The organism is Enterobacter quasiroggenkampii, from assembly GCF_043972695.1.
GTDB classification, from domain to species: Bacteria; Pseudomonadota; Gammaproteobacteria; order Enterobacterales; family Enterobacteriaceae; genus Enterobacter; species Enterobacter quasiroggenkampii.
The window spans coordinates 4,109,929-4,132,994 of record NZ_CP143745.1 but is presented as its reverse complement, the minus strand read 5'-3'; the positions used below and the strand labels follow the sequence as shown (position 1 = coordinate 4,132,994).

19 protein-coding genes are annotated in these 23,066 nt (G+C 57.5%); 14 read left to right on the top strand and 5 right to left on the bottom strand.

Features of this window, described 5'->3' with window-relative positions; all coding sequences use genetic code 11:
* Positions 1–82 precede the first annotated feature (82 nt).
* The 4 genes from murQ to tadA are packed head-to-tail and all read left to right on the top strand — an operon-like array spanning position 83 to position 3,552.
* Complete coding sequence (gene murQ / locus V1572_RS19655) at positions 83–976, top strand: N-acetylmuramic acid 6-phosphate etherase (protein ID WP_045908535.1); 894 nt, start codon at positions 83–85, stop codon at positions 974–976.
* Between the two features lie 11 nt (positions 977–987).
* Positions 988–2,349, top strand: a complete 1,362-nt coding sequence (locus V1572_RS19650) for a PTS transporter subunit EIIC (RefSeq protein ID WP_045908536.1) — start codon at positions 988–990, stop codon at positions 2,347–2,349.
* Between the two features lie 3 nt (positions 2,350–2,352).
* Entirely contained in the window at positions 2,353–2,988 is a 636-nt protein-coding gene (gene yfhb / locus V1572_RS19645) for a phosphatidylglycerophosphatase C (RefSeq protein WP_045908537.1), read from the top strand.
* 24 nt (positions 2,989–3,012) lie between these two features.
* The gene (gene tadA / locus V1572_RS19640; RefSeq protein ID WP_196365181.1) at positions 3,013–3,552 is read left to right on the top strand and encodes a tRNA adenosine(34) deaminase TadA; all 540 of its coding nucleotides are present in this window, start codon (positions 3,013–3,015) and stop codon (positions 3,550–3,552) included.
* On the opposite strand, the gene mltF is transcribed toward tadA, so the two are convergent.
* Positions 3,440–4,990 (bottom strand): membrane-bound lytic murein transglycosylase MltF, encoded by a 1,551-nt coding sequence (gene mltF, locus V1572_RS19635; RefSeq protein WP_395299514.1) that lies wholly within the window; start codon positions 4,988–4,990, stop codon positions 3,440–3,442. The two genes, tadA and mltF, sit on opposite strands and share 113 nt — an antisense overlap.
* A 267-nt stretch (positions 4,991–5,257) precedes the next feature.
* On the opposite strand from mltF, the gene purL reads away from it, so the two are divergent.
* The 5 genes from purL to glnB all read left to right on the top strand — a co-directional run bounded on the left by purL (position 5,258) and on the right by glnB (position 13,586).
* Complete coding sequence (gene purL, locus V1572_RS19630; protein WP_395299513.1) at positions 5,258–9,145, top strand: phosphoribosylformylglycinamidine synthase; 3,888 nt, start codon at positions 5,258–5,260, stop codon at positions 9,143–9,145.
* Positions 9,146–9,676: 531 nt separating this feature from the next.
* A complete protein-coding gene (gene qseE / locus V1572_RS19625) occupies positions 9,677–11,104 on the top strand; it encodes a two component system sensor histidine kinase QseE/GlrK (RefSeq protein WP_262781313.1) in 1,428 nt (475 codons plus the stop codon).
* A 1-nt stretch (position 11,105) separates the two neighbouring features.
* Entirely contained in the window at positions 11,106–11,843 is a 738-nt protein-coding gene (gene qseG / locus V1572_RS19620) for a two-component system QseEF-associated lipoprotein QseG (protein ID WP_063622277.1), read from the top strand.
* Positions 11,830–13,167, top strand: a complete 1,338-nt coding sequence (gene glrR / locus V1572_RS19615; protein WP_395299512.1) for a two-component system response regulator GlrR — start codon at positions 11,830–11,832, stop codon at positions 13,165–13,167. The genes qseG and glrR overlap by 14 nt, the downstream gene beginning before the upstream one ends.
* Before the next feature lie 80 nt (positions 13,168–13,247).
* Positions 13,248–13,586, top strand: coding sequence for a nitrogen regulatory protein P-II (glnB, locus tag V1572_RS19610; protein ID WP_003860685.1), 339 nt, complete (start codon positions 13,248–13,250; stop codon positions 13,584–13,586).
* An 80-nt stretch (positions 13,587–13,666) separates the two neighbouring features.
* On the opposite strand, the gene hmpA is transcribed toward glnB, so the two are convergent.
* Positions 13,667–14,857 carry an NO-inducible flavohemoprotein gene (gene hmpA / locus V1572_RS19605; protein ID WP_252077936.1) on the bottom strand — a complete coding sequence of 397 codons (1,191 nt, stop codon included), beginning with the start codon at positions 14,855–14,857 and terminating at the stop codon, positions 13,667–13,669.
* Positions 14,858–15,161: 304 nt separating this feature from the next.
* On the opposite strand from hmpA, the gene glyA reads away from it, so the two are divergent.
* Positions 15,162–16,415, top strand: a complete 1,254-nt coding sequence (glyA, locus tag V1572_RS19600; RefSeq protein ID WP_395299511.1) for a serine hydroxymethyltransferase — start codon at positions 15,162–15,164, stop codon at positions 16,413–16,415.
* Between the two features lie 55 nt (positions 16,416–16,470).
* Here the strand turns inward: glyA and V1572_RS19595 are convergent, their stop codons facing one another.
* Positions 16,471–16,893: a DoxX family protein gene (locus tag V1572_RS19595; protein WP_024908634.1), complete on the bottom strand. Its 423-nt coding sequence runs from the start codon at positions 16,891–16,893 to the stop codon at positions 16,471–16,473.
* A 173-nt stretch (positions 16,894–17,066) separates the two neighbouring features.
* On the opposite strand from V1572_RS19595, the gene V1572_RS19590 reads away from it, so the two are divergent.
* Positions 17,067–18,206, top strand: a complete 1,140-nt coding sequence (locus tag V1572_RS19590) for a 3-phenylpropionate MFS transporter (RefSeq protein ID WP_045908544.1) — start codon at positions 17,067–17,069, stop codon at positions 18,204–18,206.
* Here V1572_RS19590 and csiE read toward each other — a convergent pair whose 3' ends face one another.
* Complete coding sequence (csiE, locus tag V1572_RS19585; RefSeq protein WP_126534752.1) at positions 18,207–19,484, bottom strand: stationary phase inducible protein CsiE; 1,278 nt, start codon at positions 19,482–19,484, stop codon at positions 18,207–18,209.
* Between the two features lie 125 nt (positions 19,485–19,609).
* On the opposite strand from csiE, the gene V1572_RS19580 reads away from it, so the two are divergent.
* Entirely contained in the window at positions 19,610–20,248 is a 639-nt protein-coding gene (locus V1572_RS19580; RefSeq protein WP_048029583.1) for a DUF1007 family protein, read from the top strand.
* Positions 20,239–21,219: a nickel/cobalt transporter gene (locus tag V1572_RS19575; RefSeq protein WP_262810860.1), complete on the top strand. Its 981-nt coding sequence runs from the start codon at positions 20,239–20,241 to the stop codon at positions 21,217–21,219. Before V1572_RS19580 ends, V1572_RS19575 begins: the two co-directional genes overlap by 10 nt.
* Positions 21,220–21,278: 59 nt before the next feature.
* Here the strand turns inward: V1572_RS19575 and suhB are convergent, their stop codons facing one another.
* On the bottom strand, positions 21,279–22,082 hold the full coding sequence (suhB, locus tag V1572_RS19570; protein ID WP_003860668.1) for an inositol-1-monophosphatase: 804 nt from the start codon (positions 22,080–22,082) through the stop codon (positions 21,279–21,281).
* A 131-nt stretch (positions 22,083–22,213) separates the two neighbouring features.
* On the opposite strand from suhB, the gene trmJ reads away from it, so the two are divergent.
* A complete protein-coding gene (gene trmJ / locus V1572_RS19565; RefSeq protein WP_008502159.1) occupies positions 22,214–22,939 on the top strand; it encodes a tRNA (cytosine(32)/uridine(32)-2'-O)-methyltransferase TrmJ in 726 nt (241 codons plus the stop codon).
* Positions 22,940–23,066: the final 127 nt, after the last annotated feature.

Below are 23,066 nucleotides of genomic sequence, written 5' to 3'. Positions count from 1 at the left end.
ATACGGATTTTGCTCGCCTGAATGAATTTTATATTCCATTATAGTGTGATTATTATGAATTAAAAATTCTTGAGGTACAAAAATGAATCTTGGCTCACTTGTTTCTGAAACGCGTAACCCGCAAACCATGGATCTGGATGCGCTCTCCACCCTGGAGCTGGTTAACCGCTTTAATCAACAGGATACGCTGGTCGCGCAGGCAGTGAAAGAGACATTACCTGAGGTGGCGAAAGCGGTGGATGCGGCGGCGGAAGCCCTCAAGGCCGGTGGACGCATTATTTACATGGGGGCGGGGACCAGCGGGCGTCTTGGGGTCCTTGACGCGTCAGAATGTCCGCCAACCTTTGGGGTGCCGCATGGTCTGGTGGTTGGGCTGATTGCCGGTGGACCCGGTGCGCTGCTGAAAGCCGTTGAAGGGGCGGAAGATAACAAACAGCTGGGCGAGGATGACCTGAAGGCGCTGAATTTGACGGCGAAGGATCTGGTGGTCGGGCTGGCGGCATCCGGGCGCACGCCGTACGTGATTGGCGGGCTGGAATACGCTAACCAGACCGGCTGCACGACGGTTGCCATCTCCTGTAACCCAGGCTCACCGATTGCACAGGTGGCCGCTATCGCTATCTCTCCGGTGGTTGGGCCGGAAGCGCTCACAGGCTCCACGCGCCTGAAATCCGGGACCGCGCAAAAGCTGGTGCTCAATATGATCTCCACCGGCGCGATGGTGAAGTTCGGCAAGGTGTATCAGAACCTGATGGTGGATATGCAGGCCACCAACGTCAAGCTGGTGGACAGAGCCTGCCGCATGGTGATGGAGGCGACGGGCGCAGGCCGTGAAGAGGCGGAAGCGGTGCTCAAACAGACCGATCACGATGTTAAGCCTGCCATTCTGATGATCTTAAGCGGGCTGGATGCGGCGAGCGCGAGAGCCAAACTCGATGCGCATAACGGCTTCTTACGGGCGGCATTAGAAAACTAACAGAGGCGTGTATGGACAAAACAGCAGCGCTCGCCAGCGGTATCCTGCAGGGGATCGGTGGGGAAAAAAATATTCAGCGTCTCGAAAACTGCATGACGCGGGTACGCGTCGAGGTGCATAACGACGACCAGCTTGACGTGCCACGTCTGAAGCAACTTTCCGGCGTCAGCGGCTACGTGAAACAGGGTCAGCAGCATCAGCTGATCGTCGGCCCGGGGAAAGCGGCGCAGGTTGTCGATGCCATGCGGGCGCTGATGGGCGTTAGCGCGAGCGTGTCGATTGACGATGCTGAGCGCACCAAAGCGCAGGTGAAGGCCAAATATAAAGCCCCGATGAGCGACGCGCTGCGACAGCTGGCTAACGTCTTCATTCCGCTGATCCCGGCGTTTATTGCTTCGGGCCTGATCACCGGGATCATCAATATCCTCAAGCGACCGGATATTGTGGGGGATTTCGCCACGCAGTATCCGAACCTGCTGGGGATTCTCGGGATCTTCGGCAGCGCGGTGTTCGCCATCATGAACATTCTGGTCGGGGTCAATACTGCGAAGGTGTTTGGCGGATCGCTGGCGATGGGCGGCGTGATGGCGGGCATCTTGTCCAGCCCGCAGCTGGCGCAGATCACGCTGTTTGGTGAGGCGCTCCAGCCCGGCCGCGGCGGGGTGATTGCGGTGCTGCTGGTGGTCATCCTGATGTGCTGGATTGAGAAAAGGCTGCGCGCGGTTCTGCCAGGCTCGATTGAGCTGATTCTCAACCCGCTGCTGACTACGCTGATTACCGGTAGCGTAGCGATTGTCGCCCTCCAGCCGTTAGGCGGGTGGATCTCTGAAGCCATCGCCCACGGTGCGTCGCTGGCGATTGACCGTGGCGGCCTGTTAGTGGGCGCGGTGCTGTCGGGTACTTTCCTGCCGCTGGTGCTGACCGGCCTGCATCAGGGGCTGGTACCGATCCACGTCGAGCTGGTGCAGGCGCATGGCTATAATGCGCTGCTGCCTATCCTGTCGATGGCGGGGGTAGGGCAGGTCGGCGCGGCAATTGCGGTACTGATGAAAACCCGCAACGCGCGTCTGAAAAAGGTGATTAAAGGCGCACTCCCGGTCGGCCTGCTCGGTATTGGCGAGCCGCTGATTTTTGGCGTCACACTGCCGCTGGGTAAACCGTTCCTCGCGGCCTGTCTGGGCGGCGCGGTAGGCGGGGCGCTGATCAGCTACTGGAAGGTCGCAACCGTTATTACCTTTGGCATTTCGGGTTTACCGCTGGCATTAACCATCGTGACCGGAAAAGTGATGCTCTATCTGTTAGGCTATTTAGTAGCGGTGATCGCCGGGTTCCTGTTTACCTGGCTATTAGGATTCAACGACCCAGAGGAGTAAGGTTTGGCAAATCACGCGCGTCGCGTTGTCTTTTTCGACCTGGATGGCACGCTGCATCAGCAGGATATGTTTGGTACGTTTATGCGTTACCTGCTGCGGCGTCTACCTCTGAATGCGCTGCTCGTGCTACCGCTCTTACCGGCGATCGGTATCGCGCTGCTGGTGAAAGGCCGTGCGGCGCGATGGCCGATGAGCCTGCTGCTGTGGGGATGTACGTTTGGGCACAGCGAAGCGCGGCTTAAACAGCTGGAGCAGGATTTTGCGCACTGGTTTCGCGGCCACGTCGCCGCCTTTCCGGTGGTGCAGGCGCGCCTGACCGGCTATCTCGATGCGAATGATGCGGACATCTGGCTGATTACCGGCTCCCCGCAGACGCTGGTGGAGCAAGTTTATTTTGATACCCCCTGGCTTCCGCGCGTGAATCTTATTGCCACGCAAATTGCCCGCGGCTACGGCGGTTGGGTGCTGACGATGCGCTGCCTGGGGCATGAAAAAGTGGTCCAGCTGGAGAAACGCATCGGTACGCCGCTGCGCCTGTACAGCGGCTACAGCGACAGTAAACAGGACAACCCGCTGCTCTATTTTTGCCAGCACCGCTGGCGCGTTACGCCATCAGGTGAACTCCAGCAACTCGAATAGTCTTATCCATAATCGGCGTGTATAATGCGCCCCGCTTTTCGACTGGAGTATCAACCGTTGTCCAACCCTGAACTCGACCATGAATACTGGATGCGCCATGCGCTGACGCTGGCTCAGCGTGCCTGGGACGAGGGCGAAGTGCCCGTGGGCGCCGTGCTGGTCCACAATAACCAGGTGATTGGTGAAGGATGGAACCGCCCCATTGGTCGCCACGATCCTACCGCGCACGCCGAAATCATGGCGCTTCGTCAGGGCGGTCTGGTGCTGCAAAACTATCGCCTGCTTGATACCACGCTGTATGTGACGCTTGAGCCATGCGTGATGTGTTCCGGGGCGATGGTGCACAGCCGGATCGGGACTCTGGTCTTTGGGGCGCGGGATGAAAAAACCGGCGCGGCCGGTTCACTGATGGACGTGCTGGGTCACCCGGGGATGAACCACCAGGTGAAGACTATCGGCGGGGTGCTTGCACCAGAGTGTTCGGGGCTATTAAGCGATTTCTTTCGAATGCGCCGTCAGCAGAAAAAGCAGCAAAAGGCAGAATTGAAGCCGTCGGACGATTAAGCTCGTCCGGCGCCACGACAGGGTAGCTTTGGGCCAGCTGTTTGGCCTCTGTCGCCTCTTTCTCTTTCTCCAGCAGATACCCGACCAGGCTAATCTGATATTTACGGATATTTTCCACGTAGGCGTAGGCTTCATGCCCGCGCGCGTAGCCGTACGTCAGCTTGTTATACCATGGCTTCTGGCTCAGCAGCGGCAGCCGCTGCTTTACGTCTGACCAGCTGTCCGGGTTGCCTTTTGTTTTTGCCGTCAGCGCTCGCGCATCCAGCATATGCGCATAGCCCATATTGTAGGCCGCCAGCGCGAACCAGACCCGCTCCTCTTCCGGCACCGTTTCCGGGACTTTGGCCATCATATCCTGCAGGTAGCGCGCGCCGCCGCTGATGCTCTGTTCCGCATCGGTACGGTCATTGACGCCCAGGCTCAGCGCGGTATTTTTGGTTAACATCATCAAACCACGTACGCCAGTCGGAGACGTTGCCTGGGTATCCCAGTGGGATTCCTGATACGAAATAGCCGCCAGCAGTTTCCAGTCAATTTCCTGGGCGTATTTTTCGAACAGCGGCTGCAGGTCTGGCAGGACGCTGTCTACCGCACGCAGGAAGCTGCGGGTGTCAACGTAGTCAAAGTCATCACCATGCCCGAGGTACTTCTCCTCCAGGCGCGCCAGCGTACCGTCTTCATTCATGGTGTTGAAGAAATCGAGCATCGCGGCAGAGAGGGTCTGATCGTCATCGAGCTGAGTAAACCAGGTCACAGGCTGCTCGTCGGTGACGTCCAGCGCCACGGCGATTTCAGGATGCACCCGCTGGAACAGGCTGATCGCGACCGAATCGGCGATGGTGTAGGGGACTTTCTGATCTTTTACCTGCTCCAGCAGCTCCGTCGTGCCGAGTTTCGCATCCACTGTCCAGCTCAGGTCCGGATATTTCTTCTCCTTGAGCTCACGCAGATCGTCAATTACCACGTGACCGGGGGCAATCGTCAGCTGCCGATCGTTAATCGAGGCCAGCGAGCGCGGGCGCAGGCTCCCGACGCGATAAACCAGCTGCTGCGAAACGGAGTAGTAGGTCGGGCCTGGCTGGTAGTTTTTGCTGCGCTCGCTGTTATACACCAGCCCGGCGGCAAGCATATCGGCATCGTCGTTATCGAGGTCATCAAACAGCTGGTTGATATTCTGACGGACGGTGATTTTTAGCTTCACGCCAAGATAATCGGCGAACTGTTGTGCCAGTTCATAATCCAGACCAATGATTTTGCCGTTGATGTCGCTGTAAATCAGCGGAGAGTTAAGGGTACTGACGCGCAATTCCCCCCGCTCCTGAATGGCGGCGATACGGTTTTCGGCTTTGCCGATCCAGGGGAGGGAAGGCCAGAGGGCCACTGCCAGCAGCAACGTTACAATGCCGATGAGCAGATAATTAATCTTTAATTTTTTCAATTAGTTAATTCTCTGCGACGCCGGTTGCCTCAGTCTGCTGTAGCCATGTTAACAATAAGGTTTGCCATTGAATGAGCGGCATTTTGCGTAAACTTGCGCCACTTGGCAACCAATTAGAGAGACAGGTCACATCTATTGTTAAATCTCTTCGTCAATTTTATTTCGACGCAAACGGTTTCGTCGGCGCTCAGGATTCTCTATAATGACGCCCGTTTTCCCCCCTTGCGCACACTGTAAGCGCCCCGGCGCTTCGAAGACGAGAGACTTATGATGGAAATTCTGCGTGGTTCGCCTGCACTGTCTGCCTTCCGTATTACCAAACTGCTGGCACGTTTTCAGGCGGCCGACCTTCCGGTAAGCAATATTTACGCTGAGTATGTCCATTTTGCTGACCTGAATGCCCCCCTGAATGCAGAGGAGCGCGTACAGCTGGAACGCCTGCTCAAGTATGGCCCAAGCCTCAGCAGCCATACGCCAACCGGCAAACTGATCCTTGCGACGCCGCGTCCGGGCACCATCTCCCCCTGGTCTTCCAAAGCCACCGACATCGCCCACAACTGTGGCCTGAGCCAGATTAACCGTCTGGAGCGCGGCGTGGCGTACTACGTGGAAGCCTCTACCCTGAGCGACGCGCAGTGGCAGGCGGTTGCGGCTGAACTGCACGACCGCATGATGGAGAGCGTGTTTGCCTCTCTCGATGACGCGCAGAAGCTTTTCTCCCACCATCAGCCTGCGCCGGTACAGAGCGTGGACCTGCTGGGGCAGGGCCGTCAGGCACTGATTGACGCCAACCTGCGTCTCGGCCTGGCGCTGGCAGAAGACGAAATCGACTACCTGCAAGATGCGTTCGTTAAGCTCAACCGTAACCCGAACGACATCGAACTCTATATGTTCGCGCAGGCGAACTCTGAGCACTGCCGTCACAAGATTTTCAATGCCGACTGGATTATTGACGGCGAACAGCAGCCAAAGTCGCTGTTCAAAATGATCAAAAACACCATGGAGCAAACCCCTGACCACGTGCTGTCTGCCTATAAAGACAACGCCGCGGTGATGGAAGGTTCCGAGGTGGGCCGCTTCTTCGCCGATCGCGAAGCAGGGCGCTATGACTTCCATCAGGAGCCCGCGCATATCCTGATGAAGGTTGAAACCCACAACCACCCGACCGCGATCTCCCCGTGGCCGGGTGCGGCGACCGGCTCCGGCGGTGAAATCCGTGACGAAGGGGCGACCGGTCGTGGTGCAAAACCCAAAGCGGGTCTGGTCGGTTTCTCCGTCTCCAACCTGCGTATCCCGGGCTTTGAACAGCCGTGGGAAGAAGATTTCGGCAAGCCAGAGCGCATTGTGACCGCGCTGGATATCATGACCGAAGGCCCGCTGGGCGGCGCGGCGTTTAACAACGAATTTGGTCGTCCGGCGCTGAACGGTTACTTCCGTACTTATGAAGAGAAAGTGGACAGCCACAACGGCGAAGAGCTGCGCGGCTACCACAAACCGATCATGCTGGCGGGCGGGATCGGCAACATCCGTGCCGATCACGTGCAGAAAGGCGAGATCGTCGTCGGCGCGAAGCTGATCGTGCTCGGCGGCCCGGCGATGAACATCGGTCTGGGCGGCGGTGCGGCCTCTTCGATGGCCTCCGGCCAGTCTGATGCGGATCTCGACTTCGCGTCCGTGCAGCGTGACAACCCTGAGATGGAGCGTCGCTGCCAGGAAGTGATCGACCGCTGCTGGCAGCTGGGCGATGCTAACCCGATCCTCTTTATCCACGACGTGGGCGCGGGCGGTCTGTCCAACGCCATGCCGGAGCTGGTGAGCGACGGCGGTCGCGGTGGCCGTTTCAACCTGCGCGATATCCTGAGCGATGAGCCGGGCATGAGCCCACTGGAAATCTGGTGTAACGAATCCCAGGAGCGCTACGTGCTGGCCGTTGCGGCGGATCAGCTGCCGCTGTTTGACGAGCTGTGCCGCCGCGAGCGCGCGCCGTATGCCGTCATCGGTGAAGCGACCGAAGAGCAGCACCTGACTCTGAGCGACACCCATTTCGACAACCAGCCGATCGATCTGCCGCTCGACGTTCTGCTCGGTAAAACGCCGAAGATGACCCGCGACGTGCAGACCCGTAAAGCGGCGGGCAAAGCGCTGGATCGCCAGGGCATTACCGTAGCTGAAGCCGTTAATCGCGTGCTGCACCTGCCAGCTGTCGCGGAGAAAACCTTCCTGGTGACCATCGGCGACCGTACCGTGACCGGTATGGTATCCCGCGATCAGATGGTTGGCCCGTGGCAGATCCCGGTGGCAAACTGCGCCGTGACCACCGCGAGCCTCGACAGCTATTACGGCGAAGCGATGGCGCTGGGCGAACGCACCCCGGTCGCGCTGCTGGACTTCGCGGCCTCTGCCCGTCTGGCGGTCGGTGAAGCGCTGACCAACATCGCCGCCACGCAGATTGGCGACATCAAACGTATCAAGCTCTCCGCAAACTGGATGGCCGCTGCCGGTCACCCTGGCGAAGACGCGGGCCTGTATGAAGCCGTGAAGGCGGTGGGCGAAGAGCTGTGTCCTGCGCTGGGCCTGACCATTCCGGTGGGCAAAGACTCCATGTCGATGAAAACCCGCTGGCAGGAAGGTAACGAGCAGCGCGAGATGACCTCCCCGCTGTCGCTGGTGATCACCGCGTTTGCCCGCGTGGAAGACGTGCGTCACACCGTTACGCCACAGCTGGCGACCGAAGATAACGCCCTGCTGTTGATTGACCTGGGTAAAGGCCACAACGCGCTGGGCGCCACCGCGCTGGCGCAGGTTTACCGTCAGCTTGGCGATAAGCCAGCCGACGTGCGCGACGTGGCGCAGCTGAAAGGCTTCTACGACGCCATCCAGGCGCTGGTGGCGCAGCGTAAGCTGCTGGCCTACCACGACCGTTCCGACGGCGGCCTGCTGGTAACCCTGGCAGAGATGGCCTTCACCGGCCACTGCGGGGTTGAAGCCAACATCGCTACGCTGGGTGAAGATCGTCTGGCGGCGCTGTTTAACGAAGAGCTGGGCGCCGTGATTCAGGTGCGTGCGGCAGATCGCGACGCGGTTGAAGCGATTCTGGCGCAGCACGGTCTGGCAGACTGCGTGCACTATCTGGGTAAAGCCGTTCAGGGCGATCGCTTCGTCATTGAAGCTGACGGTCACGCCGTGTTCAGCGAAAGCCGCACCACGCTGCGCATGTGGTGGGCGGAAACCACCTGGCAGATGCAGCGCCTGCGTGATAACCCGGAATGTGCCGATCAGGAGCACAACGCGAAGGCCAATGACCAGGATCCAGGCCTGAACGTGAAGCTCTCCTTCGACATCAACGAAGACATCGCCGCGCCGTACATTGCGACCGGTGCGCGTCCGAAAGTGGCCGTGCTGCGCGAGCAGGGCGTTAACTCCCACGTTGAGATGGCTGCCGCCTTCCACCGCGCGGGCTTTGACGCTATCGACGTTCACATGAGCGACCTGCTGGCCGGACGTACCGGTCTGAAAGATTTCCAGGCGCTGGTGGCGTGCGGTGGTTTCTCCTACGGTGACGTGCTGGGTGCGGGCGAGGGCTGGGCGAAATCTATCCTCTTCAACAGCCTCGTGCGCGACGAGTTCGAAACCTTCTTCCATCGTCCGCAGACCCTGGCGCTGGGCGTGTGTAACGGCTGCCAGATGATGTCTAACCTGCGCGAGCTGATCCCGGGCAGCGAAGCCTGGCCGCGCTTTGTGCGTAACCAGTCTGACCGCTTTGAAGCGCGCTTCAGCCTGGTGGAAGTGACCCAGAGCCCGTCTCTGCTGCTGCAGGGAATGGTCGGTTCACAGATGCCAATCGCGGTGTCCCACGGCGAAGGTCAGGTCGAAGTGCGTGATGCCGCGCATCTGGCTCAGCTGGAGAGCAAAGGTCTGGTAGCGCTGCGCTTTGTCGATAACTTCGGCAAGGTCACGGAAACCTACCCGGCCAACCCGAACGGTTCGGTGAACGGTATTACCGCGGTAACCAGCGAAAGCGGTCGTGCAACCATCATGATGCCGCACCCGGAACGCGTGTTCCGCACCGTGAGCAACTCCTGGCACCCGGAAAACTGGGGCGAGGACAGCCCGTGGATGCGTATCTTCCGCAACGCGCGTAAGCAGCTGGGTTAAGTTTTAGCGTCCTGACTGTAGGCCCGGTAAGCGCGAGCGCCACCGGGCTTTTTTGTCTCTGTCGCAAAATCGCGACAACACTTTAGTTTGGGTGTCTCCAAAAGGAGACATTTAACTTATTGATTTATATGCAGCAGGAAAGGTTTCCGCTAAGGTGTTGCTAAACAGCGACACTTAGCCTGAAAATCATTCAACCGATAACGAACGGGTTAAACGAGTAAAAATCATATATTTCAAGGTGTTAATTTTTTGTTTTGCATTCTGGCACGAGTGTTGCATAATATTAACCAGTGGCTCATTCACCTTCTTATGTCAGCCCCTTCGGGACGTGCTACATAAACTTCGAATGACGCACAAAAAGGTGCCTGCCGTCCAACTACTGATCATAGCGATGCTTTATCAGGCCAGGGCGAAACGTCGAGTTAGGCACCGCCTCATTCCATGACAAAGCCGGGTTTTTACCCGGCTTTGTTGTATCTGAAGGGCAGACTCAGTTACGCTCTGCGTAAACCCCATTAAGAGAGTAATGCGTTGAAACGCTGGCCCGTTTTTCCCCGCTCCCTGCGACAGCTCGTCATGATGGCCTTTCTGCTGATCCTGCTGCCGTTGCTGATCCTTGCCTGGCAGGCGTGGCAAAGCCTGAACGCGCTGAGCGCGCAGGCGGCATTAACCAACCGCACGACGCTCATTGACGCCCGGCGCAGTGAGGCCATGACCAACGCCGCCCTGGAGATGGAGCGCAGCTATCGTCAGTACTGCGTGCTTGACGATCGCACGCTGGAAAAGGTGTACCAGAGTCAGCGCAAGCGCTACAGCGAAATGCTGGATGCCCACGCCGGCGTATTGCCTGACGACAAGCTGTATCAGGCGTTACGTCAGGATCTGAACGATCTCGCACAGCTGCAGTGCCAAAATAGTGGACCCGATGCCGCCGCCGCCGCGCGCCTGGAAGCCTTCGCCAACGCGAACACCGAGATGGTGCAGTCAACGCGCACGGTGATTTTCTCGCGCGGCCAGCAGCTTCAGCAGGAGATCGCCGAGCGCGGCCAGTTCTTCGGCTGGCAGGCGCTGGTGCTGTTCCTCGTGAGCCTCGGGCTGGTTCTGCTCTTTACCCGCATGATCATCGGCCCGGTGAAGGGCATTCAGCGGATGATCAACCGCCTGGGGGAGGGGAAATCACTCGGAGATACGGTCGCCTTTAAAGGTCCCCGCGAGCTGCGATCCGTAGGCCAGCGCATTATCTGGCTGTCCGAGCGCCTGGCGTGGCTTGAATCACAGCGTCATCAGTTCCTGCGCCATATCTCCCATGAGCTTAAAACGCCGCTCGCCAGCATGCGCGAAGGGACGGAACTGCTGGCGGACGAAGTGGCAGGGCCGCTTACGCCCGAACAGAAAGAAATTGTCGAGATCCTGGATAACAGCAGCCGCAATCTGCAGAAGCTGATTGAGCAACTGCTGGATTACAACCGCAAGCTGGCTGACGGGGCGGTTGTACTGGAAAACGTCGACATTGAACCGCTGGTGGATATGGTGATCTCCGCCCATAGCTTGCCAGCAAGAGCTAAAATGATGCATACCGGTGTAGAGCTGAATGCGCCGACCTGTCTCGCTGAACCCATGCTGCTAATGAGCGTGCTGGATAATCTTTATTCCAATGCGGTGCACTATGGTACTGAATCCGGTAACATTTATATCCGAAGCTATACGAAGGGTTTCCGGGTGTTTATAGACGTCGCTAACACCGGCACCCCGATCCCCGATGACGAAAAAACCATGATCTTCGAGCCCTTTTTCCAGGGGAGTCATCAGCGGAAAGGTGCGGTGAAAGGCAGTGGTCTGGGCTTAAGCATCGCCCGGGACTGCATACGACGCATGCAGGGTGAGCTAAACATTGCCACGGACGAACGTTCGGATGTTTGCTTCCGTATTGAACTGCCCCTGAGCCGGAAAAATCAATAAAATGAATCTATGTCTGGTGAGTATGTCACACGTCTTTTCCCGCGCCGTACGCGCGGTGTTTTCCCGCAGCACGCTTCGCCTGAGCCTGCCCTGTTTATTTCTGGCTGGGTGTGTTTCCCATGTGCCGCAAAGTGCGATTAGCGATAAACAAGAAGATAAATGGCCCGATAACCAGCTGGCCGATTTCCTCTCAACCCGCTGTGACGACATCTGGAACCTCTCAGGGCATGACGTCGAAAGTAACCCGCTGTTCTGGCTGCGCGGGATAGACTGCTCCCAGCGTCTGGCGCCGGTTGATGCCCGCGCGAAAGCGGCGATGCTGGATGATGATACCTGGCAGGACGCGTTCAAGCGTGGGATTTTGCTGGCGGATGCGAAAATCACTCCCGTCGAACGCCGCGCCAACGTGACCCGACTGGACACGTTTGTAGTCAATCTTCCGGTACAGATCCGCCCGGTATACCAGCTCTGGCGCGAGGGACAGACGCTACAGCTTCAGCTTTCTGAAGAGCGCTCCCGCTACAGCAAGCTGCAACAGTCAACCGATAGCGAGCTTGATACGCTGCGCCAACAGCAGCAACATTTACGTACGCAGCTGGATACCACAACGCGTAAGCTGGAGAACCTGACCGATATCGAAAGACAGCTCTCGTCGCGTAAATATCAGCCGGGGAGTTCATCCGCTGCGCCGGACAGCGATACGCCGAAACAAGAGGATGTGAAGCATGACGAGCCGTAAACCAGCCCATCTCTTACTGGTGGATGACGATCCCGGTCTGTTAAAGCTGCTGGGGATGCGTCTGGTGAGTGAAGGCTACAGCGTCGTGACCGCGGAAAGCGGGCTGGAGGGGCTGAAAATTCTCAGCCGCGAGAAAATCGATCTGGTGATAAGCGACCTGCGGATGGATGAAATGGACGGCCTGCAGCTGTTTGCGGAGATCCAGAAGCAGCAGCCGGGGATGCCCGTGATTATCCTGACCGCGCACGGGTCGATCCCGGATGCGGTTGCCGCGACGCAGCAGGGGGTATTCAGTTTCCTGACCAAGCCGGTGGACAAAGACGCGATGTATAAGGCTATCGACAGCGCGCTGGAACATGCCGCTCCGGCGGGGGATGAAGCGTGGCGGGAGCCTATCGTCACCCGCAGTCCCGTGATGCTGCGCCTGCTTGAACAGGCGAGGATGGTGGCGCAGTCTGACGTCAGCGTGCTCATCAACGGCCAGAGCGGAACCGGAAAAGAGATCCTCGCGCAGGCGATTCATAACGCCAGCCCGCGCAGCAAGAACGCCTTTATTGCGATTAACTGCGGCGCGCTCCCGGAGCAGCTGCTTGAATCCGAACTGTTTGGTCATGCCCGCGGCGCATTCACCGGCGCGGTAAGCAGCCGTGAAGGGCTGTTCCAGGCGGCGGAAGGCGGCACGCTGTTCCTGGACGAGATTGGCGACATGCCCGCGCCGCTGCAGGTCAAGCTGCTGCGCGTGCTGCAGGAGCGCAAAGTGCGCCCGCTGGGCAGCAACCGCGATATCGATATTAACGTGCGAATTATCTCCGCTACCCACCGCGATCTGCCAAAAGTGATGGCCCGCAACGAGTTTCGCGAAGATCTCTACTACCGTCTGAACGTGGTCAACCTGAAGATCCCGGCGCTGGCCGAACGTGCGGAAGACATCCCGCTGCTGGCGAACCATCTTTTGCGTCAGGCGGCCGATCGTCATAAACCGTTCGTGCGCGCGTTTTCCACCGATGCGATGAAGCGGCTGATGGCCGCAAGCTGGCCGGGTAACGTGCGTCAGCTGGTCAACGTGATTGAGCAGTGCGTGGCGCTGACCTCCTCACCGGTCATCAGCGACGCGCTGGTGGAGCAGGCGCTGGAAGGGGAAAACACGGCGCTGCCGACGTTTGCCGAAGCGCGTAACCAGTTTGAGCTGAACTATCTGCGCAAGCTGCTGCAGATCACCAAAGGCAACGTGACCCACGCGGCGCGGATGGCCGGGCGCAACCGCACCGAGTTTTACAAGCTGCTCTCGCGTCACGAGCTGGAAGCGAACGATTTTAAAGAGTAGTACCGCAAAATTCGCCTGAATATGGTACTGTGAGCAATCGATTACGAGGCAGCTTACAGGCAAGAGTTTAAGGACCCACCATGAAAAAGATTGATGCGATTATTAAACCTTTCAAACTGGATGATGTGCGTGAAGCGCTGGCGGAAGTCGGCATCACCGGGATGACCGTGACGGAAGTGAAAGGTTTTGGTCGTCAGAAAGGTCACACCGAGCTTTACCGTGGCGCAGAATACATGGTCGACTTTCTGCCGAAAGTGAAAATTGAAATCGTGGTCAGCGACGATATCGTGGACACCTGCGTGGACACCATTATCCGCACGGCGCAAACCGGCAAAATTGGCGACGGTAAAATCTTCGTCTTTGACGTGGCGCGCGTCATCCGTATCCGTACCGGCGAAGAAGACGACGCCGCGATTTAACGTTCTTGCCGGGTGGCGCTGCGCTTACCCGGCCTACAAAACTCTTCGTAGGCCCGCGCAAGCGAAGCGCCGCCGGGCGATTACAGCACCTTATGCGGGCCGAAGCACTCGTAATGAATGCTGTCTTTGTTCACACCCAGCCCCACCAGCTGCTGCGCGGCATACTGCATAAACGCCACCGGTCCACAGACGTAGAACTGCATGTCCGGCGCGCTAAACGCCCCTTCCATCTGGCTTAAATTCATCAGACCTTCGCTGTCAAACCGTGCGGCTGCGCGATCTGCATCCGTCGGCAGGCGATACCAGGTGTGCGCGGTGAAACGCGGCAGGGAGGCCCCGAGCGTTTTCACCTCATCCGCAAAAGCGTGCACGTCGCCGTTTTCGGCGGCATGGAACCAGTTAACCTGTGCACCGTGGTGTGATTTTGCCAGCGTATCAAGCATCGCCAGCATCGGCGTCTGGCCGACGCCCGCAGAGATCAGCGTGACCGGCGTATGGGCTTCAACGGTCATAAAGAAGTCGCCCGCTGGCGCGGCCAGATGGACCACGTCGCCCACGTTCGCTTCGTTGTGCAGCCAGCTGGAAACCTGACCGCCGTCCTCACGCTTCACCGCAATGCGGTAGCCTTTACCGTTTGGCTTGCGGGTAAGAGAATACTGACGGATCTCCTGATGCGGGAAACCTTCAGGCTTCAGCCACACGCCCAGATACTGCCCTGGCTGGTAATCGGCCACCGGTTGACCGTCCACCGGCTCAAACTCGAAGCTGGTGATTAACGCACTGCGCGGCGTTTTCTCAACGATGCGGAACGCGCGCGTGCCTTCCCAGCCGCCGTTCTTACTGGCGTTTTCGCTGTAGATCTGCGCTTCACGGTTGATAAACACGTTTGCCAGCACTCCGTAGGCTTTACCCCACGCGTCCAGCACCTCCTGGCCCGGGCTGAACATTTCGTCGAGGGTTGCCAGCAGGTGACCACCCACGATGTCGTACTGCTCGGGTTGGATCTGGAAGCTGGTATGTTTCTGCGCGATTTTTTCCACCGCAGGCAGCAACGCTGGCAGGTTTTCAATATTACTGGCGTACGCCGCGATGGCGTTGAACAGCGCTTCACGCTGATCGCCGTTACGCTGGTTGCTCATGTTGAAAATCTCTTTGAGCTCCGGGTTGTGCGTGAACATGCGATCGTAGAAATGGGCGGTGAGTTTAGGGCCGGTTTGCACCAGCAGGGGAATGGTGGCTTTTACGGTAGCGATGGTTTGAGCGTCGAGCATGAGCGCGTCCTTTTGATGTCACTTTAATGATGTATTTTAAATGCATCTTATAAAAAATACCCCTGCGTTGTAAATGGTTCTTTGCAAGATGAAAAATATGCATCACAAACCTGAAAAGAAATCCGCTGGAAAGGGCGAGCGCTTTATTCCTCAAACCCTTGCGTGGCGGGAAGGAAAACGTTTGCGTAAAATCGTTTGTCAAGACCTGTTATCACACAACTAATCAGTTATACTGTTGCCCGTCGTCCAACAGGACTGCCTTTTCAGGCCAAAATTTACTTGTTAGCTGAGTCAGGAGATGCGGATGTTAAAGCGTGAAATGAACATTGCCGATTATGATGCCGAACTGTGGCAGGCTATGGAGCAGGAAAAAGTACGTCAGGAAGAGCACATCGAACTGATCGCCTCCGAAAACTACACCAGCCCGCGCGTTATGCAGGCGCAGGGTTCTCAGCTGACCAACAAATACGCTGAAGGTTACCCGGGCAAACGCTATTACGGCGGTTGCGAGTACGTTGATATCGTTGAGCAGCTGGCTATCGATCGTGCGAAAGAACTTTTTGGCGCTGACTATGCAAACGTCCAGCCGCACTCTGGCTCTCAGGCTAACTTCGCGGTCTACACCGCGCTGCTGCAGCCGGGCGATACCGTTCTGGGTATGAACCTGGCACAGGGCGGCCACCTGACTCACGGCTCCCCGGTTAACTTCTCCGGCAAACTGTACAACATCATCCCTTACGGTATTGATGAGTCCGGTAAAATTGACTACGAAGACATGGCGAAGCAGGCTAAAGAGCACAAACCGAAGATGATCATCGGTGGCTTCTCTGCTTACTCCGGTATCGTTGACTGGGCAAAAATGCGCGAAATCGCAGACAGCATCGGTGCTTACCTGTTCGTTGACATGGCGCACGTTGCGGGTCTGATCGCTGCAGGCGTTTACCCGAACCCGGTTCCACACGCTCACGTTGTGACCACCACCACCCACAAAACCCTGGCGGGTCCACGCGGTGGCCTGATCCTGGCGAAAGGCGGTGACGAAGAGCTGTACAAAAAACTGAACTCCGCGGTGTTCCCAAGCGCGCAGGGCGGCCCACTGATGCACGTTATTGCGGCAAAAGCGGTCGCGCTGAAAGAAGCGATGGAGCCAGAGTTCAAGGTTTACCAGCAGCAGGTTGCTAAGAACGCCAAAGCGATGGTGGAAGTGTTCCTGAACCGTGGCTACAAAGTGGTATCCGGCGGGACTGAAAACCACCTGTTACTGCTGGATCTGGTTGATAAGAACCTGACCGGTAAAGAAGCTGACGCAGCCCTGGGCCGCGCCAACATCACCGTGAACAAAAACAGCGTGCCAAACGATCCGAAGAGCCCGTTCGTGACGTCCGGTATCCGTATCGGTTCCCCGGCCGTGACTCGCCGCGGCTTCAAAGAAGCGGAAGTGAAAGAGCTGGCTGGCTGGATGTGTGACGTTCTGGACAACATCAATGACGAAGCCGTCATCGAGCGCGTCAAAGGTAAAGTTCTGGATATCTGCGCACGCTTCCCGGTTTACGCATAATTCCTCTGCTTTGCAGAAATAAAAAAAGGCCGCGCATGCGGCCTTTTTTTATGGCTTAACGCCGGTCCAGGGAGATGGCGCCAGGTCCGACAATCGCCAGCAAAATAAAGGCGCCAGCAATACTGATATTCTTGTAGAAGTTAATCATATTCGGTACGACCGCATCACCGGTCATATCCCAGTAATGATGCCCAATCACCGCCGTTCCGAGAGTGTAGAACACAAACAGTACCGCGAGAGGACGGGTGAAAAACCCCAGTACGATCAGAATAGCGGCAGGCACTTCCATGACTACCGCAATAATGGCCGCCAGCATGGGCATCGGCGTGCCCAGCGAGGTCATGTATTGTACGGTGCCGCTAAACCCCGTCAGTTTTGGATAACCAAAGATAATAAACAGCACGACAAGTGCGATGCGGCCAATGAGCAGCAGCAGGTGACGTGACTGGCCGAAATCGAGATAACGTAGTGAGTTCATGGCAGAAAAACCTCTGCAAGTGGAGTAATTTAAACGTAATACATATTTTCATTCCCTGCCATAAGCCAGACGATTGCGCAAGATGTTAAATTTTCGTTAATTTATAGCAGGCTATCTACTTGCTTAATTTTTATATTCTCGCCAGACTATGGCCTCGATTTCGGGAGGGATTCATGGTCTTGCATTCCACGCGCTGGCTGGCGCTCAGTTATTTCACCTATTTCTTTAGCTACGGCATTTTTCTGCCTTTCTGGAGCGTTTGGCTTAAGGGTATCGGCCTGACGCCCGAGACCATCGGCGTCCTGCTGGGAGCCGGGCTGGTGGCGCGTTTTCTCGGCAGCCTGCTGATCGCCCCGCGCGTCAGCGATCCCTCCTTACTGATCAAGGCTGTGCGTATTCTTGCTCTGTTGACCCTGGTCTTTGTGGCCTGCTTCTGGGTCAGCCACCAGTTTGCCTGGCTGATGGTGGTGATGGTCGGCTTTAACCTGTTCTTCTCACCGCTGGTGCCTTTAACGGATGCCCTGGCGAACACCTGGCAAAAGCAGATCACCATGGATTACGGTCGCGTGCGCCTGTGGGGCTCTATCGCCTTTGTGATTGGCTCGGCGCTGGTGGGCAAACTGGTCAGCCTGTACGATTACCGCGCCATTCTTGCCCTGTTGAGCATCGGTATTGCCTCGATGCTGCTGGGCATGCTGCTGCGACCATCGGTGATGCCGCAAGGGGAAAGCCGCCATCAGGAGAGTGCTGGCTGGCCCGCATGGCGGAGCCTGGTCGCACAGAGCTGGCGTTTTCTGGCGTGCGTGTGCCTCCTTCAGGGGGCACATGCGGCGTACTATGGTTTCAGCGCCATCTACTGGCAGGGGGCGGGATATTCTGCTTCCGCCGTGGGCTATCTGTGGTCGCTGGGCGTGGTGGCCGAAGTCATTATCTTTGCCCTGAGCAAAAAACTGTTCCGCCGCTTTGGCGCGCGTGACCTGCTGCTCCTTTCCGCCGTGTGCGGGGTGGCGCGCTGGGGGATTATGGGCTGGACGACCGATCTGCCGTGGCTGATTGTGGCGCAAATTCTTCACTGCGGCACCTTTACCGTGTGCCATCTGGCGGCCATGCGCTATATCGCTGCGCGCGAGGGCGGGGACGTGATTCGCCTGCAGGCCGTCTATTCGGCAGTGGCAATGGGGGGCAGTATCGCGATCATGACGGTCTTTGCAGGGTTCCTCTACCAGCATCTGGGGCATGGCGTGTTCTGGGTAATGGCTCTGGTGGCGCTACCGGCAATGTTTGTTCGACCGAAAGTGGCCGCACGCGCGTAACTATGATTCCAGCATGGCGCGAATATGTTCTTGCTGCTGCGCGTTCAATGTCTCAACGGCATGAATCAACGGCGGCGAGAACAGCGGCAGGGCCGTAGGGTAGGGGGTGATAACCAGCGCAGCTTCGCGCGGCGCTCCCTCTTTCTGAAAAGCCTGCAGCGTCAGATAGCGAATGTTGAGCGGCAGCAGCGTCAGCTCGCGAAGCTGCTGTTCGATCTGCTCCTCACTGGCTTTATCGTCTCCCGTCAGCAGGATCACCTGTTTTTCATGCAGGTCAGTCTCCTGCATCAGCCAGGCCCCAAAAATCACCGCCACGAGGCTCATCTCTTCATCGGAAAAACGTAGCCCAAATTCCGCCTCCAGCTCAAACAGCGCCTCTTTCGTCGTGCGTAACAGTCGGGGATAAAGGCGGTGGATCTCCTCCGGCAGGCTATTGTCGATGCCGATCTCAAACAGCGAACGGTCAAGCGCCTGAGCCAGATGGATATACAGCTGATCGGTCAGCCCTTGTTCATCGCTGAAGTTCATCCCGGTCTGCGAACGAAAGCGGGCCACCATGCGCACGATGGCCCGGCGCAGACGCTGATCCTGCTGGTGCTTATCAAGCACCGGATCGGGGGTGCGGAGCATCATAAACAGCAGCGCCAGAAACAGCTGTTCATCCCCGTGGGCACCCTGCGGGACGCGTCGTCTCCAGTGGCGCACGATCTCCTGCGCCGTAAAATACTCCCCTCTCGACTGGGTCCAGCTGCGCTGAACATGGGAAAACTGCGGCGTATTCCCGAGCTGGTGCTGAATAAGGCAGTATTGCAGATAGAGCTGTAAAAACTGGACGTCGCGGCATTCAAACTGGCGCTGGAGCTTGCGTGAGCAGAAACCGATCAGCGCCCGCAGGTTCGCATCGTCGTAAAGCGGGCGCGCGATGCCGTGTTGTTTAAGCGCGGTTTTTAATGCGGGGGTAAACTGGTGCGAGACGAACTGCGGGCAAAGCCGTAGCGCCCGGCGCAGCCAGTGCAGCAGGCATAAACGCTGATTCAGGGCTGTGCCTTCAATCCGGTAGCAGCCGTCGTGGTGCGTAACGATATCCAGCCGGTGATAGCGCTGGATTTCATCGCGCGTCTCGGCTATATCTTGCCGTGCCATCGCGTCGTCCACGCCGTTGGCAGCGATTATGCTCTGTGCGGTGACGGCAGCATCGGGCAGGTAAAGCATCAAAAGCACCTGGCAGCGGCGCTGCGAACTGGAAAGCACAGATGGAATTTCAAGCGTCGTCATCATCTGTCGGGTATCCAGTGTGAATGTTTGATAAGAATAGCTAAAGGATGAGCGCTGAAAAGCGCGCCGGCAGGCCTTTCATTCAGGATTGCTGGGGAACATCACAGAATTTTTGACGTGAGGAATTGATGCAAACAGTTAAACAATGTGCGATAGCGTTATTTTTGGCGGTTATCAGCTTAACTGCCAGCGCACACCCTCACAGCTTTATTGACCTTAAAACCGAGCTGGTCACCGACGGCACGCAATTGAGTGGCCTGAAAATGCGCTGGACGATGGATGAAATCACCTCGGCTGACCTGCTCTATGACGCGGGAAACGCGAAGCCCGGCGACGAGATCTGGAAAAAGTTGGCAGCGGAAGTAATGGCCAACGTGCTCGGCCAGCATTACTTCACCGAGTTCTGGCATAACGGCCAAAAGGTCAAATTTCTGAACCGACCAACGGAATACGGGATGACGCGTGAAGGGCACCAGGCGGTGCTGACGTTCGTGCTTCCGCTGGCGCATCCTCAGCCGCTGGCCGGGCAAACGTACACGTTTTCCACTTTTGATCCCACCTACTATGTTGATATGCGCTATGACAAAGACAGCGACGTACGACTGCCGGACGCGCTGCAAAAAAGCTGCAAAATTGGCGTTCATACCCCGAAGCCCAGCGAAGAGATGTTGAACTTTGCGGTCTCACTCGACAAGGACGATGCCCCACCCGAGGATATGGAATTGGGTAAACAGTTCGCACAGGAGGTGACGTTACAATGTCAGTGATCTCCTCTCCGGTTCGGAAACCTCGCCGCTGGCTGCATCTCTGGCCGCTGGCGCTCTTTTTGCTGTTAGCGGTTTGCGGCGCGCTGTGGCTGTGGCAGGCCTGGCCGCAGGTCATGATGAAAAGCATTATCTGGCAGCGTGAGGTCAACCAGCAGATGAGCGGACTGCTGAAGGCGGTGGCGGAGAACCCGACCAAAGCGGGCGGATCCCTGCTGGCGTTCAGTTTTGTCTATGGCGTTCTGCACGCGCTAGGGCCGGGGCACGGCAAAATCGTGATTACGACCTGGCTCGCCACCCATCCGTCAAAGCTGAAATCGAGCATCGGCCTGACGCTGGCTTCCTCGCTGCTACAGGGCGGCGTGGCGATTGCGCTGGTCGTTGTTGTGCTTTCACTTTTGCAGCTTCCGGCGCGCCAGCTGCACATGAGCAGCTTCTGGCTGGAGAAAGGGAGCTATGCGCTGGTGGGCGTGCTGGGGCTGATCCTGTGCTGGCGGGCGCTGAAAAAACTGCGCGCGCTGCTGAAAAAGCCCATGTTCAAATCCTTTACGCCGCATCACGTTCATGATGAACACTGCGGCTGCGGACATCAGCATTTGCCCACGCAGGAACAATTACAGAACGGCGACGACTGGCGCGCGCGGCTAATGATTGTTCTCTCGATGGGGATGCGCCCGTGCTCGGGTGCCATCATGGTGCTGCTGTTCAGTAAGGTCATCGGCGTGTTCGGCTGGGGCATGCTGTCCGCGCTGGCGATGGCGGCTGGAACCTCTCTTACCATTTCGTCTTTAGCGCTGCTGGTACACAGCTTCCGTCAGCTGGCGGTCAAACTCAGCGGCAATAAAACGCCGGTGCTGTGGCGACAGATAGGGTGGACCACGCTTGCGCTGGCGGGTGGGGTGATTCTGCTGGTGGCTGCGGTGACGATGTGGATGAGTGCGGTACCGATGGGAAGGGGGTTGCGGCCTTTCTAGCGTACTGAGGGATTTTGTAGGCCCGGTAAGCGTAGCGCCACCGGGCTTAACAAACTGGATTAACGCTTCAGCGCATCGCTCAGTTCATCACGCATGTTGGCCAGCATGGCTTTAACAACGCGTGGGTTACCCGCAACGATGTTGCCGGTAGACATATAGTTATGGCCGCCGGTGAAGTCGCAAACAATGGCGCCTGCTTCACGCGCGATCAGCTCGCCCGCAGCAAAATCCCATGGCTTCAGTGAGAGTTCGAAGTAACCGTCAACGCGGCCGGTTGCCACGTAGGCCAGATCCAGCGCAGCAGAACCGGTGCGACGGAAGTCCGCGCATTCGGTGAACAGTTTGCCCAGGATATTCATATAGGTGGTCGCGTGCTGTTTCGCCTTGAACGGGAAACCGGTCGCCAGGATGGTGCCGTCCAGATCGCGTGCGTTGCTGCAGCGCAGACGGTAGCCGTTCAGCTGCGCGCCCTGACCGCGGGTCGCGGTGAACAGTTCGTTACGCATTGGATCGTACACAACGGCGACTTCAGTACGGCCTTTAATGCGTACTGCGATAGACACAGAGAAGTGTGGCAGGCGTTTGACGAAGTTGGTGGTGCCATCCAGTGGATCGATAACCCATTGAACATCCTGATCGGTACCTTCATGTTCACCGCTTTCTTCGGTGATGATGGTGTGCTGCGGGTAAGATTTGCGGATCGTTTCGATAATAATCGCTTCTGCGGCTTTATCGACGTTTGTCACGAAATCATTGCTGCCTTTCTGGCTGGTTTCTACGGAGTCTGGCGTTTCGTAGTGTTTGGCAATTACATTACCCGCCTTGCGCGCTGCGCGCACGGCGATGGTCAGCATCGGATGCATCGGTCTCTCTCACTGGATGTTAAAGAACAGGAAAATCGGCGCAGAGTATAGCAGCGGGATCGGATTATGTCTCCCGTTTATGATAATATGCCCGAATATTCTTCAGACACTGAATTCAGACATTAAAAATTATGCTGCAAAACATTCGAATTGTGCTGGTCGAAACATCGCATACCGGCAACATGGGCTCCGTTGCCCGCGCTATGAAAACCATGGGCTTAACGAACCTGTGGCTGGTTAACCCGCTGGTGAAACCTGACTCGCAGGCTATTGCGCTGGCGGCCGGGGCCAGCGACGTGATCGGCAATGCCCAGATCGTCGATACCCTTGACGAAGCGCTGGCTGGCTGCAGCCTCGTTGTCGGTACCAGCGCGCGTTCGCGCACGCTGCCGTGGCCAATGCTCGATCCGCGTGAATGCGGCCTGAAAAGTGTCTCGGAAGCAGAACAGGCACCGGTTGCGCTGGTATTTGGCCGCGAGCGCGTTGGCCTGACCAACGATGAACTGCAGAAGTGTCATTATCACGTCGCGATTGCGGCAAACCCGGAGTACAGCTCGCTGAACCTGGCGATGGCGGTGCAGGTTATCGCCTATGAAGTGCGTATGGCGTGGCTGGCAACGCAGGAAAAAGAGGTTGAGCCTAAAGAAGAGACGGCTTACCCGCTGGTGGACGACCTTGAGCGTTTCTACGGTCACCTGGAGCAGACGCTGCTCTCGACCGGCTTTATCCGCGAAGGCCACCCGGGTCAGGTGATGAATAAGCTGCGCCGTCTGTTCACCCGCGCGCGTCCGGAAAGCCAGGAGCTGAACATCCTGCGCGGGATCCTGGCGTCGATTGAGCAGAAGAATAAAGAGTAGTGTCGTCTGTTCGCCGGGTGGCGCTTCGCTTACCCGGCCTACAAAACCGTCGGTCGGGTACGCGAAGCGTCACCCGACAAAAAACGGCACGGAAGGTTAAATACCTGACTAAAACAGTCAAGTAAAT